The organism is Pseudomonas sp. OA65 (genome assembly GCF_017498305.1).
Classification (GTDB): Bacteria; Pseudomonadota; Gammaproteobacteria; order Pseudomonadales; family Pseudomonadaceae; genus Aquipseudomonas; species Aquipseudomonas zanjanensis.
Genome location: NZ_JAGDEZ010000021.1, coordinates 75,793 through 92,445 on the forward strand (window position 1 = coordinate 75,793; position 16,653 = coordinate 92,445).

A 16,653-nucleotide genomic window follows, 5' to 3' on the forward strand; every position below is an offset into this window, starting at 1 on the left:
TCACATGCGCAGGAAATGACGTATGCAAGCCCGAACTTCATTGGCGATTGCCGGCACGCAACACACCTCCAGCCAACCGTTGACCGGCAGAATCGTCGCGCTGCTCGCCGGCCTGGCGGCGATCAGCATGCTCTCCACCAACATCATCCTTCCGGCGTTCGCGGCGATCGGTGAAGACCTGGGCGTGACCGCTCGCGAGCTCGGCCTGACGCTGTCCAGCTTCTTCATCACCTTCGCCTTGGGCCAACTGGTGGTCGGGCCATTGGCCGACCGCTACGGGCGCCAGAAGCTGGTGCTGGGCGGGCTGTCGGTGTTCGTCGTCGGCACCGTCATCGCCGGCTTTGCCAACACGCTCGACGTCCTAATCGCCGGACGCGTCGTGCAAGCGCTGGGGGTGTGCGCAGCCTCGGTACTGTCGCGGGCCATTGCCCGGGATCTGTTCGAAGGCGAGACACTCGCCCGCGCCCTGTCGCTGACCATGATCGCCACGGCCGCGGCACCGGGCTTTTCGCCGCTGGCCGGCAGTGTCCTGGCCGTCACGCTCGGCTGGCGTGCCATCTTCATTCTGGTGGGACTGGCCGCTGTTGCACTGGCGTTTTTCTACGTGCGCGACCTGGGGGAAACCCATCCCGCCGATCGCCGCGCCCCCCACTCAGCCAGGAGCGTGGTACTCGCCTATTGCCGACTGGCAGCGGATAAGCGCTTCATCCTCCCGGCCCTGTCCATGGGCCTGCTCCTGAGCGGCCTGTTCGCCTCGTTCGCGGCGGCGCCCGCCATCCTGATGCAAGGCTTCGGCCTGACGTCGGTGCAGACCGGTTTGTACTTCGCCTCGACGGTCTTTGTGGTGTTCGCCGCCGGCATGGCGGCGCCGCGCCTGGCCCATCGTCTTGGCGCCCGGATCGTCACGCTGCTGGGCATAACCTGCGCGATGATTGGAGGCGGCCTGGTTCTGATAGGTCCGACCGAGCCCGGGCTGTGGTGGTATGCCCTTTCGATGGTCACGTTCCTTTGGGGCATGGGCCTGGCCAATCCACTGGGCACGGCCATTGCCATGGGCCCTTTCGGCAAGGAGGCCGGGATGGCCTCGGCCCTGCTGGGGTTTCTTTCCATGGGGGCGGCTGCGCTGGCCACCTGGCTGGCCTCGGTCTTGAGCTTCGCGCCGATGACCACGTTGGGTGGGATCCAGGCGACGGCCTGCCTGGTCGCGCTGGTGTTGTTCCTGCTGCGAGGCAAGATTTGATCACGGCCAAACACGTCACAGGCAACGATCAATACACGGGCCAGGTTTCGACAATCTTCCCCCCGCGCACGGCCAGCAAATCGCCAAATTGCAGCAGCACGGATTCGGTCTGGGTTGGCCTTAAAAATACCTGGTCTTCGACATTCAGCCCCACCGTCGGCGAGCCGTTGACCATTTCCTGATTGGAACTGCGACCGTAGAGTTCGTTGCTTTGCAGCCCTGGGGGAGATTCGAACTCGGCCATCCAGTTGCCGCCGTAGATGAAGAATGTCCCGCGCTGATTCGGGTCCCACCAGGAGAACAATCGAGACTTGCCATCCAGGGCGGGGAAATTCACGGCGCCAGTGCTCTTCAACACGGGCGTTGCGATAAAGGCCGCCGGCACATGCTCGGCCAGGGATGGCAGGTCGTAGTGGGTCGGCTTGAGGAACGCCGTTCCCACCGAGACTTCGCTGCTCAAGCGTTCCTGTTCATGCATGCGGTAGCTGGGGCTGCCGGCGGTATTGAGCGTGAGCCCATCGTGCCAAAGCGCCGGGAAGTGTTCCCGCACGTACTTCACATGACCGTTGTAAATGACCATCACCTGGTCGAACAAGGCCTGGGACGAACCGAGCACCCGGGGCACGCCCATGCCGACAAACGGGTCGTACCCCATGAAGCCTGCAAATTCGAGATGCTGCGCATGGGCACTGATCAGCGTCAGCATCTCGCCGATCACTGCTTGATCAGGCACTCCGCCGCGGTGCAGGCCGACATCCAGCTCGATATTGACTCGCATCCGAATGCCCAGGCCCTGGGCCAATGCCCGGTAATCCATCAGCCGCTGCGGAGTGTCGAGCAGCCATTGCAGTTGCCTGGCAGGGTCGAAGGTGCCTTTGTGGGTTTGATAGAACAACTCGGCCGAGCGTACCGGCAGCGGTTTACCGAGCAAGATGTCAGACTCCGGGAAAGTCAGCGCATCGTGGTTGAGGAACGGCTGGTGAAACGACATCAGTCGCCGGGTATCGGTGCGTTTGGCGATGTATGCCAAGAGCCCCGGTGACGGCAGGGATTTTTCCACCAGGCGCAACTGTTTCCCACCACGCTTGACCGATTGCATGACCACATTGATGTTGTGATCGAGCAGGTCGAGGTCAATCAGCATCACGGGCCGCATCGGCCCATGGGTCTTCAGTTCCTGATTCAACGCGCGGAAGTAATCGTTGTAGGGACCGCCCCGGTCGCCCGGCCGTAACAGCGCCCCCGCCCCGGCCATCAACGCGCCCACGCCCGCGGTACCGAGCATAAAGGTTCTACGGTTCATCAGGACGCTCCTCAACGTGCGCAATCAGATGCACGTTACGGCAGCGCTGCGCCATCGTTGAGGTTATGCGGGGCCAGAAAGGGGGCTTTAGCGGCCATGCTTTGCCGATGCCCAAAAGATATGCCTTTCTTGGAGAGCGGCTGACGGTGCACGGCGTGTCGTCGACCACCCTGGTGATGACCGACCGCTTCAGCTTCTTTCTTCAAGCCAAGAGCAGCAACCCGAAGGCCGATGCGGAGAAACTCGCCAGCGCCCTGAAACTGGAAAAGACCCTGGATAGCGACGGCTACGTGGACTACCAGCGCAACCTCGACAACGGCGCGACCCTGCGGGTGGTCTCCACCGAAAACAAGGACAGCGACCTTTATGTGGGTTGCACCTATCAGCAGGACGCTTCCTGAGACCAAGCGGCCTCGGCAAAGCCTTCCCTGTCGTAACCCGGATCTAATGTGGGAGCTTGCTCGCGAGGCGTCAGCACATCCAACATCACTGCAAACTGACCCACCGCCATCGCGAGCAGGCTCGCTCCCACAGGGGATATTGAGTGTTCCTGAGCTTTGCATTCAGCTCAGGACCTTTGTGCGGGCTTGCTCGCGAAGGCGTCAGCACATCCAACATCACTGCAAACTGACCCTCCGCCATCGCGAGCAGGCTCGCTCCCACAGGGGATATTGAGTGTTCCTGAGCTTTGCATTCGGCTCAGGACCATGTGGGGCTTGCTCGCGAAGGCGTCAGCACATCCAACATCACTGCAAACTGACCCTCCGCCATCGCGAGCAGGCTCGCTCCCACAGGGGATATTGAGTGTTCCTTAGCTTTGCATGCAGCTCAGGACCATTGTGGGAGCGGGCTTGCTCGCGAAGGCGTCAGCACATCCAACATCACTGCAAACTGACCCTCCGCCATCGCGAGCAAGCCCGCTCCCACAGGGGATATTGAGTGTTCCTGAGCTTTGCATTCAGCTCAGAACCATGTGCGGGCTTGCTCGCGAAGGCGTCAGCACATCCAACATCGCTGCAAACTGACCCACCGCCATCGCGAGCAGGCTCGCTCCCACAGGGGATATTGAGTGTTCCTGAGCTTTGCATCCAGCTCAGGACCATTGTGGGAGCGGGCTTGCTCGCGAAGGCGTCAGCACATCCAACATCACTGCAAACTGACCCTCCGCTTTCGCGAGCAAGCCCGCTCCCACAGGGGATATTGAGTGTTCCTGAGCTTTGCATTCAGCTCAGGACCATTGTGGGAGCGGGTTTGCTCGCGGAGGCGTCAGCACATCCAACATCGCTGCAAACTGACCCACCGCCATCGCGAGCAGGCTCGCTCCCACAGGGGATATTGAGTGTTCCTGAGCTTTGCATTCGGCTCAGGACCATTGTGGGAGCGGGCTTGCTCGCGAAGGTGTCAGCACATCCAACATCGCTGCAAACTGACCCACCGCCATCGCGAGCAAGCTCCCACAGGGGAAATTCAGTCGTCGTTAAACAACGCTGCTGCATCCCTTTCACCCGGCGGACCGGGCCTTTGCAGTGTGGAACAGTTCGAGCCATGGCCCGGTCCGTCGAGTTGGGCCTCGACGAAGGCAAATGCATCGTCCAATGAACCATGCAGCACCCCGTCATGCCCCAGGCCTTCATACGTCCGCCAGGTGACCGGGTTGCCAGCGTCACACAACGCCGTGGCGACCGCATATTGGCGCACGGGCGTGATCGTTTGATCAGCCAGGCCGGTGGCGATGAATAACGGGAATCCAATCGATGCCTGTGGCATGTCGGTCGAGGGGATGCGCACCGCCATCAATGCCTCGGGGGAAATGGTCAAAAGCTCGGCAAACGAATCGATCTGCAACGCTTTGGATTTGCGGGCAATGTCGCGGCTGCAGCCCTCCCGGGCAACACTTAGCAGTTCAAGGCCTTGGGTCGTCAGGATGTCCTCTACCCGTGGCCCGTCCTCGCGCAAGCCGCCGGACGCCAATGCCAGGAACAGCGTATTGGACTGGCGCGGCGGCAACGCAATGGGACCATGGGGAAATGTGCTGTTCGGGGCCGTGACTACTGCGCCGCGGATAGGCAGCTCCGGCGCATAACCACCGGCCAGGATCGCCGCACCCAACGCCGCCCCTCCTCCCTGGGATTGCCCGGCCAAAAACATGCGATTGGCAATCAGGCCTGGCCTGATGGTACGCGCAGCGCGAATCGCATCCAGGACAGAGCGCCCCTCGGCCTGCCAGAACGTGTAGGGATGCGGCCCTGGCCCTCCCAGGCCCTGGTAATCGGTGGCGACCACCGCGAACCCGCGCGCCAGCCAACGATTGATATACGCCCCATCACGCTCGCGCCATCCAGCCCAGGACGGTGCGCAGGCGTCGGCAATCCCCAGCGTTCCGTGGGCCCAGGCCAGCAACGGCCAGCCTTGCGGCGGTGGCTCTCCAGCCGGCAGGTACAACGCCCCGCTGACCGGAACGAGTCCGGAGTGCCAGCGCTCGTCGGTGGAGCTGTAGAGCAGGCGCAAAGCCTGCCCGGCGGCGGGCATCTGCGGCGGCACCGCCAGCGTCTCGCTTCGCAGCAGCACACCGGGCAGCGCGGGCATTGCTTCAGGCCAGCGATAAAACGCCGACAGCTCCCTGTCTCCCGCGTCAGGACCGACGGGGAGCGTGCCTGCCGCCGAGGCGTTGGCCGTCATGACGCTGAATATCCCGAGGCAGATCCGCGCAAGATTCGCGGTACTGAACAGGTTCATGGGAAGTTCGCCTGAGCGCAAAGTGCCCTGCGCAAAGCGCTGCCCTGCGCACCGATCACATCGCGCACGACCGGCGCCACTTCATTGAATCGGACAAACCCGTGGGTCATGTTCGCAAGCACTTGCAGGTGTGTCGCCACGCCCGCGCGTTCCAACCGACCCGCCAGCTCCCGGTTTTCATCCAACAACGGGTCCAGTTCGCCCACCACCAATCGCACGGGTGGCAGGCCGGCCAAGTCAGCGATGATCGGCTGTACCCGCCAGTCATCCTCATCATCGACCAGGTAACTCGCCCAGTAGGCGCTCATGGTCTCGACCGACAGATTCTGCCCCCCGTACCCACCCAGCCTTCGCCAGGAATCGGAGCCCAGGTCGCGCGAGTAACTGCCATAGAACAGCAGCAACTGCCGCAGCCCATCACACCCTGCATCCCGTAGCGCAAGTGCAGCGCCCAAGGCCAGGTTGGCGCCTGCCGAATCCCCGCCCAAGGCATAACCGCGCACCGGGCAATCGGTGATTGCCCCGAGCTTGATCACCCGGCTGACGATCGACACCACTTCGTTGAACGCCACCGGAAAACGATATTCCGGCGACAACGCATAATCGATGGACAGCACCGCCAGGCCACTGTCACGCACCAGTTGGCGCAGCGGTGCATCCCAGCCGGCGAGCGAACCGTGACGGAATCCTCCGCCATGGCAGTAGAACATCAAGCAAGGCGTCTCATCGCCCTCCGGCCAATAGAGCTTGCAGGGCACCGTTCGGCCATCGACAGCAAAACCCAAGGTGCGCTCATAGGACAGCGGCACGCTGCGGCGCGCCGCCCAGGCATCGATCCGCTCCAGCTGCGCCCGGACACGTTGCACGTCCCCCTGGACAACCGGTAGCAGCCCTTGTTCGCGCAGCGTCGTGGCCACGGCCACCAGGTCAGGGTGAACCAGCGACGGTGAACCCGCCGCCCCGCTTGCAACGCAACTCATGGCCGGGGGGCCTCACCGGTTCCAAGTGCGTCCAGCAGAATGAACGCCCATTGAGCCCCGTGCATGTCCCGGTCCTGCAAGGCGCCCTGAACCACTGGACGCGGCAGGCTGATCTTGATCACGTTCAACGCCTCGATGGGAAAAACGCTGATCGACTGCGCAGGCCTGCGGAACAGCTCGGCAATCGCGGGTGCTTGCAACTTTGGCTCCGCGGCCAGTTGCGCGAAGGTGTCCGCGTCCTTGCAGAACACATCGATGGTCAGGGAAAACGGCCCGGCGTTCTTGGAGCGGATCTCATAACCCAATGTTTGCAGTGTGTTCATCTCACGCGCCCTCGACTGTCTTGATAGCAAACCGGAAAGGTGCCAGCGGATCCGTCACGACCATCACATGACTGAGCACGAACTCATGCACCACGCCCCGGTCCATCGAGGCCGGCGAGAAAGGAAACGCGTGGGTAGGCAGGTCTTTGTCGCCGGGTAACGGAAAGTGCAGCAGGTAAGGATTGAGCAGCGCGACCATGTCCTGGGTGCGCTCGGCGGTCGCCGACGTCGCGATGGCCATGACGCCGATTTCCACGGGCGTGCCCACCCGTGACTCAAGCGTTCCCAAGGCTGAATCCTTGCCGATGGCGCGGAACTGCAAATCATAGTCATCGGCACCGATGCACAGGTGCTTTTCGATCCGCTGACGCATGACCGAATCCAGATAGGCCAGCCACTCATCGAAACGCTCGACGTATTCCGGATCCCGGACAATGCTCATGACCACCGATTGGAAGCCGCACGGCGCCGCCCCCTCCAACTTGACGGTGTAGTCTTCGCTTGGCGTCCAGACCGAACCTTCGACTCGCACGGTCTGTTCGTCCAACGCGGTGTAGACCGCCCCCTCCACGTGCAGTACGCCGCCGGGCTCGACGAGTACGTGGGGGTTGCTGTTTTCATACAGCATGTGGGCCATGACCGAACGCGGGGTGAGCCGGGCGCCCTCACCAATGGCCTTGATGGTGAATCCCGTGTCGTCGATCGCGGCCATCACCACCGCGTTGGCGGGCGTGGTCGTGCAGGACGCGCCGCACTCCAGGATCTTTCCGGCATGCCAGGCGGCGCCCTGATGGGCCCCGCGCAGGATGGGCAGCGAAGCCATCACCGCCGTGTCGGTGGAACGTCCTGCCAGGATGATGTCCGCGCCATCTTCAAGCGCATGAATGAAGGGCTCCACGCCCATCAGCGCGACAATGCGCGAGCAGCGTTCGACCAAGGCATCGTCGATGTGATCGAGTTGCAAGGGCTTGATGCGTCCCTGCGCCAACGCTTGTTTCACCACGCTTGCCGGTTGCTCGCTGTAGACGCTCGCGATGCGCACTGCCTGACCGAGTTCGGCGGCGATTTCCTCGCACAGACCGCGCATCAGGTCGACGCCTGCGTCGGAACCACAGGTGCCGCAACTGCCGATGATCAACGGGATGTCCAGTTCCGCCCGCGCCTGCATGAACACGCGCAACTCGGCCCGCAGTATCGAGGCCGAAGCCTTGGTCGTGCCGGTGCCGAGGTAATGGGGACCGGAGTCGGTCGACCCCGCGTCCATTGCAATCACGTCCGGTCGTTCCAGCAGCGCCTGGTCAAACGCCGCCCGTGGGAAACCGGTGCCAATGGCGCCCGTTGGCGTCAGCACTTTAATCGGGGTATTCATGGATTCTCCTTCAAGCCTGTAGAACGACGTCCGTCAGCGATGACGCAATGGCCAGGCGGGCTACGCCCCTCCAGTACAGCCACCGCACATTGCGCGGCTATCAGATTGGTACGATTGAGCCCCTCGACCGTGGAGGCACCGACATGGGGCGTCACGATCACGTTGGGGAGTTGGATGAGTTGTTCGGTCACGGCCGAAAGCACCGGATCCGACTCGCTTTCGAATACGTCGAGCCCTGCCCCGGCCAACCGGTTTTCCCGCAGGGCCCACAGCAGATCCGCATCCCGCACCAGCCCACCCCTCGCGGTATTGATCAGCACCGCGGAAGGTTTCATCCGCTTCAGCGCACGGCTATCGATCAACCCATGGGTATGGGGGTTGAGCGGTGCATGGAGGGTGATGAAATCGCTTTCCTCAAGCAGCGTTTCCAGGTCGACAAAACAGCTTCGGGGGATACCGTCGACCTCTGCGTTGTCTGGATGAGGGGTGTAGATCAGCGGCTTGACTTCGAACCCGGACAAGCGCTGCAGTACGCCCCGACCAATCCGGCCCAAGCCGACGACGCCAACGGTCTTGCGATAGAGATCGCCTCCCAAGGGAATCGACCAGTCGTTGGCCGATAAGCCCAACTGGCAGCGTTTGAGCTGGCGGCACACGGCGAGCATCAACGCCACGGTGTGGTCAGCGACGCTGGCGTCGTTGCCGCCGATGGCGATGGTCGCCACCTTCCCTGCCGCCGCCACCGCCGCCGTATCGACTCGCTCGTAGCCCACGCCACGACGGGCGATGACTTGCAGGCGCGGGAGCCCACTCAGCAGGCTCGACGTGACGTTCGCGTGGCCGACGATCCAACCGTCGGCGTCTTCCAGAATGTCGATCAACTGGCGTTCGCTCAGGTCGCCATCCGCTTGCCCCTGAGCCAGTTGCGCAATGACAACGTTACAGCCGTGGCTCTTCAGGAAGTGCACGGTTTCTGCATCGAAGAACCGCTGTGTAATCACTAGGGTGTGGCGAGGTTTAGACATCACTGGCCTCTCGATATATGTCCGGCAATCAAAATGCATAATCCAGATACACCCGGGCTTCCGAGCCCGTTACCACGTTGTCGGGTTGGGCGGACACCAAGGCGACAAAGTCCTGGTCGATTCGGTAATCGATGTAAATCAAACCCACGGAAAGTCCGGAATACTCCTTTTCGTCGAAGCGATAATAAAGACGGTATTCGTTCTGCCGTTCGCGCACGTCGGTGCGTCGGCCACTGAAAGGGTCCGTGGCGTCAAACTCACCTTGCTTGTAAATGGTCATGACTTTAAAACCGTCCAGCGAAGCGCCTAATAACGAATGTCCGCTCAAGTCATATTCGGCGCCTATTTGCCAGGTGCGTTCGCCGTCGTTATTAAAGTCGTTTCCGGAACGTGTCCAGGCATCCATCTTGCCGTCGACGTTATCGCCATGATCGAAATAGGCGTAGCCCAGTCCGCTGGTCAACTCGGCTTTGGTCTCGGAAAATGAAACACCCAAGCGAAGCTTATCGAGTAATAAACCCACATTAATGTTCAGCCACGTCGCGTCATCGTCATAAGCGGCCTCGCCGGCCTGCCAATCGCGCTCCCAGATTCGCCCAGCTTTTTCAAACTCATAATATTGAGTGTCCAATACAATGCCGGCTTTATCGCCGAGGGGTGCCTTCAGGGTCAGACCATAACGGGTGTTCTCATTGAAGTCCCGCGATACACCATGGTCGTAACCCAGTTCGATGGCCTTCAAATCGTATTTAATGCCGTAGGTGTAGAGGTCCTTTATTTCCTCACCCGACTGGCTCAGCAGGTGTTCGAAGTCTTCCCGGTCCCGAGGAGACGTGCGGTTGATGTAGGCGGTTTCAAACCCCAACGTACCGGGTAGCGGGCCGATGCCCATCTCGGTGAAGTTCAGGTGGGCCCGGCCTCCTTGATAGGATCCCGGCACAATCCGGGTGTCGAGCGTGACCAACGTCCCCGCATCGAAGCGGCCCCGGCCTATTTGCGAATCGGCGTTCCAGCCGTCGCCTTCGTAACGCAACTTGAGATAACCCTGGCCGACTTTTGCAAAGCCACCGTTAGTGCCATCGGTGTCGTCAAATAAATCCCGCCCATTGTCTTTGGAGTCGATCATCGCCACGCCATACAACGAGGCATCAAACCCTACAACGCCGGCCCAATAACTGGAGTTATAGTCGAGGATCGCACCAACCCCTGTCCCGCCCAACTCGGCGCCGTCCGGAAAACCACCAAAACGATCTTCGATCAAATCGTTGGATATCCGCGTATTGATATACATCGAGCGAAGATAAGCATTCAACTTGCCTTCATGCTGGAACCTGTCGGGGTTACTGATGGTTGCCGCAAGACAAACATCAGACACAAACAATGTCGACAGCAACGTCATAGCGACGGCGTTAATCGATTTCATCGACCACCTCATCTATTATTTTTATTTTGACGTGAGCAGACGCGAGCTGGCGTCCTTGAAACTTCGGCACAGAGAACTAACTGATCAAATAATCGCCCGGGTAATAACCGCCGTGACAATCAGGACAAGGCTGCTGCCTATGGCCCAGAGCAGGCAATAGCGTTGCATATCACCCATGTCGCGCTTGATGATCCCGCTGATGAGATACACCGCGGCAACCAATGGGCTGAGTGCATGGACGGGTTGCCCCAACACCGACGCACGGGCTATATGCATCGGGTCGATACCATACTCGGCCCCCGCCGCCCCCAGTACCGGCAAGATGCCGAAGAAGAACGCGTCGTTGGACAACAGGAAGTTCAGCGGCAAAGCCACCAGTGCGGTAATGATGCCGAAGTATTGTCCGCCGCCGTCGGGAATCAGCTGGACGATTTTCCCCGACATGCCGTCGACCATTCCGGTGCCTGACAAAATCCCGGTGAACGCACCTGAAGCGAAGATCAGGGCGATGACCATCAGGACACTTTCAGAATGAGCCGCCACCCGCGCCTTCTGCTCCGACAGGCGTGGATAGTTGATCAACAGCGCCAGGGAAAAGCCCACCATCATCAACATGGGCAAAGGTGCCAGCCCTGTCGCCATGGCGTACATGAGCCCGGCGGTGAGCGCCAGGTTGACCCAGAACAGCTTCGGCCGCTGCGTTTCGGATTGCACGGTCGGCAAGGCGACCTCCTGCGGTGCAACGTCTTGGTGACCGGGCGTCCAGCCCAAGCGGCGGCGTTCCTTGCGGCCGATCCAGAACGCGACGACGAATGCATAGGCAAGCCCCGCGAACATGGCCGGTACCAGGCCCAGGAACATGTCCGCCACATCGAGATGGAGGGCACTGGCGGCGCGGGCGACCGGCCCTCCCCAGGGAATCAGGTTCACCACCGTATTGGTCAGCAGGAGCATCAACGCCAGAATGAGCGGGTTCATCCCAAGGCGCAGATAGAGCGGCAGGAACGCTGTGGTGACGATCAAGACCGTCGTCGCGCCATCCCCATCGAACGAGATCACAGTGGCCAACAGTGCGGTGCCCAACACAACGCGAAGAGGATCATTGCCGACAAACCGCAGAATCCGCCGTACCGCCGGCTCGAAGAGCCCGGCGTCAAACATGATTGCGAAATACAGGATTGCAAACATCAACATCAGTGCGGTGGGCGCTACTTGCTTGACGCCGCCCATCACCATCCCACCCAGTTCCGGCCCTGCCCCACTGGCCAGCCCGAAAGCAACCGGAATGAGGATGAGTGCCGTCACAGCGGACAGTCGCTTGCTTATGATCAATGCCATAAACGTGACGACCATTGCGAAACCTAACCAAGCCATGCGTTTTCACCTTTTCGTTTTTATTGTTATCGACGCCATCGAAAATCAATGTGAACAACTTTTGCGCACTCGAAATCTACATAGGGGGTGAAAGCCTGTAAATCTTGATTTTTTTCGTCAATATTCCCCATCAAGCGCGTCGCTATCGTCGAAGGAATCCAGGGCAGCATTGAGGAAAAATTACTGCTTTGTAGACATTGACGAAATGGCGGCATATCTAATAAACATGTACGCCATTCCAATCAACCTGCTGGGATTCGTCATGCCAGAACAAGAAGACCTCTACCTTTCGGCAGAAGAGGCGGCAGCCCTACTCGGAATCAGCCTGCCGACGCTGTACGCCTACGTCAGCCGCAAAAATATCCGCTCCCTCAAGATCCCGGGTACGCCCAAGCGCCGTTATTGGGCCGAAGACATCCAGCGCCTGGTCAAGCGTCCGGCGGGAGAGAAGCACGCGCCCAAGCGCTCGTCGCCGTCGGACAGCGCCATTACGCTGATCACCGATGATGGCCTGTTTTACCGGGGCCAAGACGTCGTCGAGCTCGCTGACCGCGCAACGGTTGAAGACGTCGCCGAGCTGATCTGGCAAGTGCCGTCGGCGTTCGGCACGTCACTGCCTCGTGTACCGAGGGACAGTGTCAAGCTGCTGAACATCTACGAACACATGTCCGCCCAGGAAAAAGCCATCGCGCTTTTCCCATTGGTCCAGAGAGAAAACCCCAAGGCCTTCGACCTTTCCACGGACAGCTACGCGCGTACTGGCGCCGACGTCGTCCGATGGTTTGCCGCCTTGGTGGTGGGCGCGACCGAACCGAGCACGCAACCCTTGCATGAATTCATCACCCAGGCCTGCGGCGCCCCACCGGCGTACGCCGACCTGATCCGCCGCCTGCTGATCCTCAGTATCGACCATGAGTTGGACCACACCGCCCACAGCGTACGTGTCGCCGCCACGACCGGCGCCACCCCCTATTACGCGGTCATTGCCGGACTTGCCGCAGCCCGGGGCCACAGAATCGCTTATGGGAGAAATGAAGCCGCCAGCAGGATGATCGAGGAAATCTGCACCGCTGTAGACCCTGCGCGACCTATATTGCAGCGCTACAGCCAGGACGGACACATCGTCGGCTTTGGCCCCAATGTGCATGCCATCAACGATCCGCGCGCCAGCAATCTCATGGCGGCGTTGACTGCCGTCTTTGAGGGCGACAGCGAATTCGCAAAACTGCAAAAAGCGTTTGCGGTGGCCTCGGAACTCGTGGCGTACCCACCGGAATTCATCCTGCTGGTGAGCTTCATCGGCCAGAAGTTAGGGCTGCATGGACAGGAAATTTCATTGGCGGGGATCGGTCGCCTGATCGGCTGGATAGCCCATGCCAGCGAGCAATACAACCAGCACCACGACGCCCGTCCTCGCGCTCGTTACGTAGGGACGTTGCCTACGGCGAGTGAGACCGCCCGCCGTTAATCCCCGCTCGGTCGCGCCTCTGGGAAGCGCCCATTGGAGCGACAGCCGGGCTATGAAACGACCATCGCCGCAAACAGCGAGGTGAATTCGGTCTGCTTTTCGAGATCAGCAACGAAGCCGAGCACTTCGGCTTGTGCCGATGCGTCGATATGCGGCATGGCCATGCGCCGGAATTTACGTTCGAAATCGCCATCGGTCATCGGCGTTTCGACTGACCCGGGCCCGGTGATCATCTCACTCACGACTTGCTCGCCGGACACCAGGGTCACGCAGACACGGTTGGCAAGATGCCGTGGGAACAGTGCGGTCAACGCCGGATCCTCGACAACACTGACCTTGTCCATCAAGGCAATCGCCGCCGGGTCGGCAATCTTTTCAGGGCGATACGAATCCACCGTGATGTCGCCATCGAGCAAGGCCCGAGCCACGTTGTAGGGCAGGCTGTGATCTGCCGTTTCCCGGGTCTTCGGCAACCATTTTTCAGGCGTATCGGCCAACACCCGCCGGTTGAATTCAGACGTTGCGATCGTAATGGCAGCGATATCTTCTACGCCATCGATGCGCTTGCGGATATCAAGCGCAGCCCAGACGGCGGTGTGCAGCTCGCCATTGGTGGGAAATGTCTTGGTCAACGAGCGCCGTATGGCGTAGTCGCCATTGTCCGGCGTACCGAAACGACGGGTATCCAGATCGAACGAACCCGAAACCAGCTTGAAGAACCCCATCTCACCTTCAAACACCGGCGACGGCCCCGTCATGCCATGGCGCGCCAATTGGGCGGCGAAAATGGCGTTGCGCGCGGCGTTCGCGGCGGAGCAGCCCTTCCAGTCGGACAATGCTCCACTGCGCACCTGGCGCATGGCCAAGTGACCACTCACGGCAATGTTGATCGCCTGCTCCGTCTGCGCCACGTCCAGCTTCATCAGGTTGGCAGCCGCCGCAGCCATTGCGACGTTGATGTAATTGACGTGGTCCCAGCCCCGCTTGTTCAAACTGGCCGCATCCTGCAAACGCATCTGGATTTCATAGGCCAGGACGATGGCCGAAATCAGTTCCGCCCCGGTTGCGTTTTCAGCTTGCGCCAGGGCGAGGCAGGCTGGGATGTTGTCACTGGGATGGCCGGGCTCCAGGCCCATATAACCGTCGTTATAGTCCAGGAAACGAACCATCAGGCCATTGGTGAACGCCGCGATTTCCGGGGTCGTTTGCAGGTGCGTGCCGAATACGCTGGAAGATTTGGCGCGATTGGCGGCGGCGTAACACACCGCGGCCTTTACCGGGTCAGCTCCGTAGGCACCCAGCACGCACGCCAGGCTGTCGATAAAGCGCTGGCGTACGAGGTGGATGATCGCTTCGGGCAGGTGCTGTTTTCTGAATGCATGGGCATAGCGTGCAAGCCGCATCGCTACGGTCGAGTCCGTCATAAGTACCTCGGGTTGAATAGGTGGACCGGTCCTCGTCCATGAGGCGAACAGATCAAGGCGCGACGCGGTGCCGCCGTCTCAGTCGATGACCACGTCAAGCAAGCGGACGTATTGCTGGCCGGCATGCATGTCACGCTCGACCATGCCGCCTTGTGGCGTTGCACGGGGATAAGAAATCTTGACCATTTCCAGGTCCGGCACTGCAATGCGCTTGACCCGTTCGGGATCGGTGCCGTAGAGCCTGGCAAATTGCGCCGGGGAAAGTGCGGCACAATCTGCATAACGCTCGAAATTTTCGCGGCCACTGAAAAAGATATCGAACGTAATCCAGAACGGCCCCGCTTGTTTGGAACGGACATGCCGGCAAACATCACGCAACTTGATCATTGTGCAAGCTCCTTCATCGCCATTGGCCTGTCCGACAAATCAATCCATTCAAGACGTACCAACGCCATGGGATTCTCAAGTTGCACCACATGGTTCAACTTGAACTCATAAATCTGGCCTCGGGGTATATCCGCCGGTGTAAAGGCGAATCCATACGAAGGTAATTCCTTGCCCATGACACTGGGGTAATGAAAGAAGTAAGGATTGCACGCATGGGCAATGGTATTGGCCATTTCCTGAGTCGCGGCAGTGGCGACAAACAACATGCCTATTTCAGATGGCGGTAATGTTCCGACAGGCGGCTTTATCCCGGTGACACCATTCCATCCATACATCCGCAAGGAAATATGAAACTCACCCAACTCTTCGGCCGGAATGGACTGACGGGTTCTTGTGTAAAGCGCTTCCAGCAGCCGATCGTGAAACCCATCGACATCGTTGAGCACATCCGGGTCCTGGATGCCCACCAACATGATCGTTTGATATAAACCGGCGGCGGCCCCTTCCAACTTCATCGTGTAGGGCATCGTTTCCCAGCGCGAGCCTTCTACCCGAACGGCACGCCCATTCAAATCGGCATAACGCGCCTGGGCAACATTCAAGATACCGCCAGGCTCCACCAACCGGAATGGGTCGCTGTTCTCATACAGCATATGGGCCGAGACGCTATGGGGCGTGCACTGGTTGTCCTGGCTCAACGGCTCCACTTCGAAGCCATTGGCATCAATACTCAGCAAGATCCCCGATCCAAGCGTGGGGTTGACGGCGCACTGCACGCCGCATTCGCCCGTCTTGCCGGCATGCCAGGACGGCCCCCACGGCGCGCCTTTCCAGATGGGATAACAGGCGATGACGGCGGTGTCGGTCGCGCGGCCGGCCAATATGATATCGGCACCGCCATCCAGGGCGGCGATAAAGGGTTCTACTCCCAATGCCGCGACAATGTGCTCACAGCTGTCCACCGTTGTATCTTCCAGCTCGGCATGAGGCGGGAGCGGTTTGATACGACCTTCGGCATTGAGCTTCTTGATGATGTCCTTGTCTTGCTCACAGTAGATAAGTGCGATTTTCGGCGATACGCCCAACTCCTTGGCGATTTCCAAGGCGATATCACGGGTCCAGTCCAGATTGAGGTCGCCGCCCGCCTGCCCAGCGGTCCCCACAATGATCGGTACGCCGGATCGCGCCTGCGCTTTCATTAATATCGTCAGGTCACGCTTTACTGCGCCTCGGTTGTTCTTGGACTTTCCAAGTGCAAGATAGGCCGCGCCGCTATCCGTTGAACCTGCGTCCGTGGCGATTACTTGCGCGCCAGCAGCCAATCCATAAGCAATTTCTTCTTCTCGAACACCCGCCCCCAAAGAACCACAGGGAACGATCACTTTTACGCAACCTTCAAATAACCGCGCCATGACAACCTCTTTCAGATCACTCAGTGCGCCAATAGTAATGGCTGCAATTGCGCTGACAAGTGGACAGAATTTATCCATATATCATTAACAAACACACTGTAACTTGGGCACTCCAGGCATAACCCGATTAATATCGCGCCAGAGCGCCAGACCCATTTTTTATTTTCAAGCGGGTGTGTTAAAAACTTG

Annotated in this window: 14 protein-coding genes; 3 read left to right on the forward strand and 11 right to left on the reverse strand. The window is 60.0% G+C overall.

From position 1 onward, the window contains the following. Nucleotides 1–22 precede the first annotated feature (22 nt). Nucleotides 23–1,240, forward strand: coding sequence for a multidrug effflux MFS transporter (locus J3361_RS18515; protein WP_207965792.1), 1,218 nt, complete (start codon nucleotides 23–25; stop codon nucleotides 1,238–1,240). A 28-nt stretch (nucleotides 1,241–1,268) separates the two neighbouring features. Here the strand turns inward: J3361_RS18515 and J3361_RS18520 are convergent, their stop codons facing one another. Continuing rightward, nucleotides 1,269–2,495, reverse strand: coding sequence for a DSD1 family PLP-dependent enzyme (locus J3361_RS18520; protein ID WP_207965818.1), 1,227 nt, complete (start codon nucleotides 2,493–2,495; stop codon nucleotides 1,269–1,271). Nucleotides 2,496–2,650: 155 nt separating this feature from the next. Between J3361_RS18520 and J3361_RS18525 the strand changes: the two genes are divergently transcribed. After that, nucleotides 2,651–2,944 carry a hypothetical protein gene (locus tag J3361_RS18525; RefSeq protein ID WP_243458932.1) on the forward strand — a complete coding sequence of 98 codons (294 nt, stop codon included), beginning with the start codon at nucleotides 2,651–2,653 and terminating at the stop codon, nucleotides 2,942–2,944. A gap of 1,066 nt (nucleotides 2,945–4,010) precedes the next feature. On the opposite strand, the gene J3361_RS18530 is transcribed toward J3361_RS18525, so the two are convergent. From J3361_RS18530 to J3361_RS18560, 7 genes are all read right to left on the reverse strand, one after another. Continuing rightward, the gene (locus J3361_RS18530; protein WP_207965793.1) at nucleotides 4,011–5,279 is read right to left on the reverse strand and encodes a lipase family protein; all 1,269 of its coding nucleotides are present in this window, start codon (nucleotides 5,277–5,279) and stop codon (nucleotides 4,011–4,013) included. Then, nucleotides 5,276–6,259 carry an alpha/beta hydrolase fold domain-containing protein gene (locus J3361_RS18535; RefSeq protein WP_207965794.1) on the reverse strand — a complete coding sequence of 328 codons (984 nt, stop codon included), beginning with the start codon at nucleotides 6,257–6,259 and terminating at the stop codon, nucleotides 5,276–5,278. The genes J3361_RS18530 and J3361_RS18535 overlap by 4 nt, the downstream gene beginning before the upstream one ends. Beyond that, nucleotides 6,256–6,582: a DUF4387 family protein gene (locus J3361_RS18540; protein WP_207965795.1), complete on the reverse strand. Its 327-nt coding sequence runs from the start codon at nucleotides 6,580–6,582 to the stop codon at nucleotides 6,256–6,258. Before J3361_RS18540 ends, J3361_RS18535 begins: the two co-directional genes overlap by 4 nt. A gap of 1 nt (nucleotide 6,583) precedes the next feature. Beyond that, on the reverse strand, nucleotides 6,584–7,951 hold the full coding sequence (locus J3361_RS18545; protein WP_207965796.1) for an acyclic terpene utilization AtuA family protein: 1,368 nt from the start codon (nucleotides 7,949–7,951) through the stop codon (nucleotides 6,584–6,586). Further along, entirely contained in the window at nucleotides 7,948–8,976 is a 1,029-nt protein-coding gene (locus J3361_RS18550; protein ID WP_207965797.1) for a phosphoglycerate dehydrogenase, read from the reverse strand. The genes J3361_RS18545 and J3361_RS18550 overlap by 4 nt, the downstream gene beginning before the upstream one ends. A gap of 28 nt (nucleotides 8,977–9,004) precedes the next feature. Beyond that, the gene (locus J3361_RS18555) at nucleotides 9,005–10,399 is read right to left on the reverse strand and encodes an OprD family outer membrane porin (RefSeq protein WP_207965798.1); all 1,395 of its coding nucleotides are present in this window, start codon (nucleotides 10,397–10,399) and stop codon (nucleotides 9,005–9,007) included. Between the two features lie 84 nt (nucleotides 10,400–10,483). After that, the gene (locus J3361_RS18560) at nucleotides 10,484–11,773 is read right to left on the reverse strand and encodes a citrate:proton symporter (RefSeq protein WP_207965799.1); all 1,290 of its coding nucleotides are present in this window, start codon (nucleotides 11,771–11,773) and stop codon (nucleotides 10,484–10,486) included. Between the two features lie 262 nt (nucleotides 11,774–12,035). Here J3361_RS18560 and J3361_RS18565 point away from each other — a divergent pair, with 262 nt between their 5' ends. After that, complete coding sequence (locus J3361_RS18565; RefSeq protein ID WP_207965800.1) at nucleotides 12,036–13,241, forward strand: citrate synthase; 1,206 nt, start codon at nucleotides 12,036–12,038, stop codon at nucleotides 13,239–13,241. Nucleotides 13,242–13,291: 50 nt separating this feature from the next. Here the strand turns inward: J3361_RS18565 and J3361_RS18570 are convergent, their stop codons facing one another. From J3361_RS18570 to J3361_RS18580, 3 genes are all read right to left on the reverse strand, one after another. Then, on the reverse strand, nucleotides 13,292–14,665 hold the full coding sequence (locus J3361_RS18570) for an MmgE/PrpD family protein (RefSeq protein ID WP_207965801.1): 1,374 nt from the start codon (nucleotides 14,663–14,665) through the stop codon (nucleotides 13,292–13,294). A 78-nt stretch (nucleotides 14,666–14,743) separates the two neighbouring features. Next, a complete protein-coding gene (locus tag J3361_RS18575; RefSeq protein ID WP_186706262.1) occupies nucleotides 14,744–15,052 on the reverse strand; it encodes a DUF4387 domain-containing protein in 309 nt (102 codons plus the stop codon). Further along, nucleotides 15,049–16,542, reverse strand: coding sequence for an acyclic terpene utilization AtuA family protein (locus tag J3361_RS18580; protein ID WP_243458933.1), 1,494 nt, complete (start codon nucleotides 16,540–16,542; stop codon nucleotides 15,049–15,051). Before J3361_RS18580 ends, J3361_RS18575 begins: the two co-directional genes overlap by 4 nt. Nucleotides 16,543–16,653 lie beyond the last annotated feature (111 nt).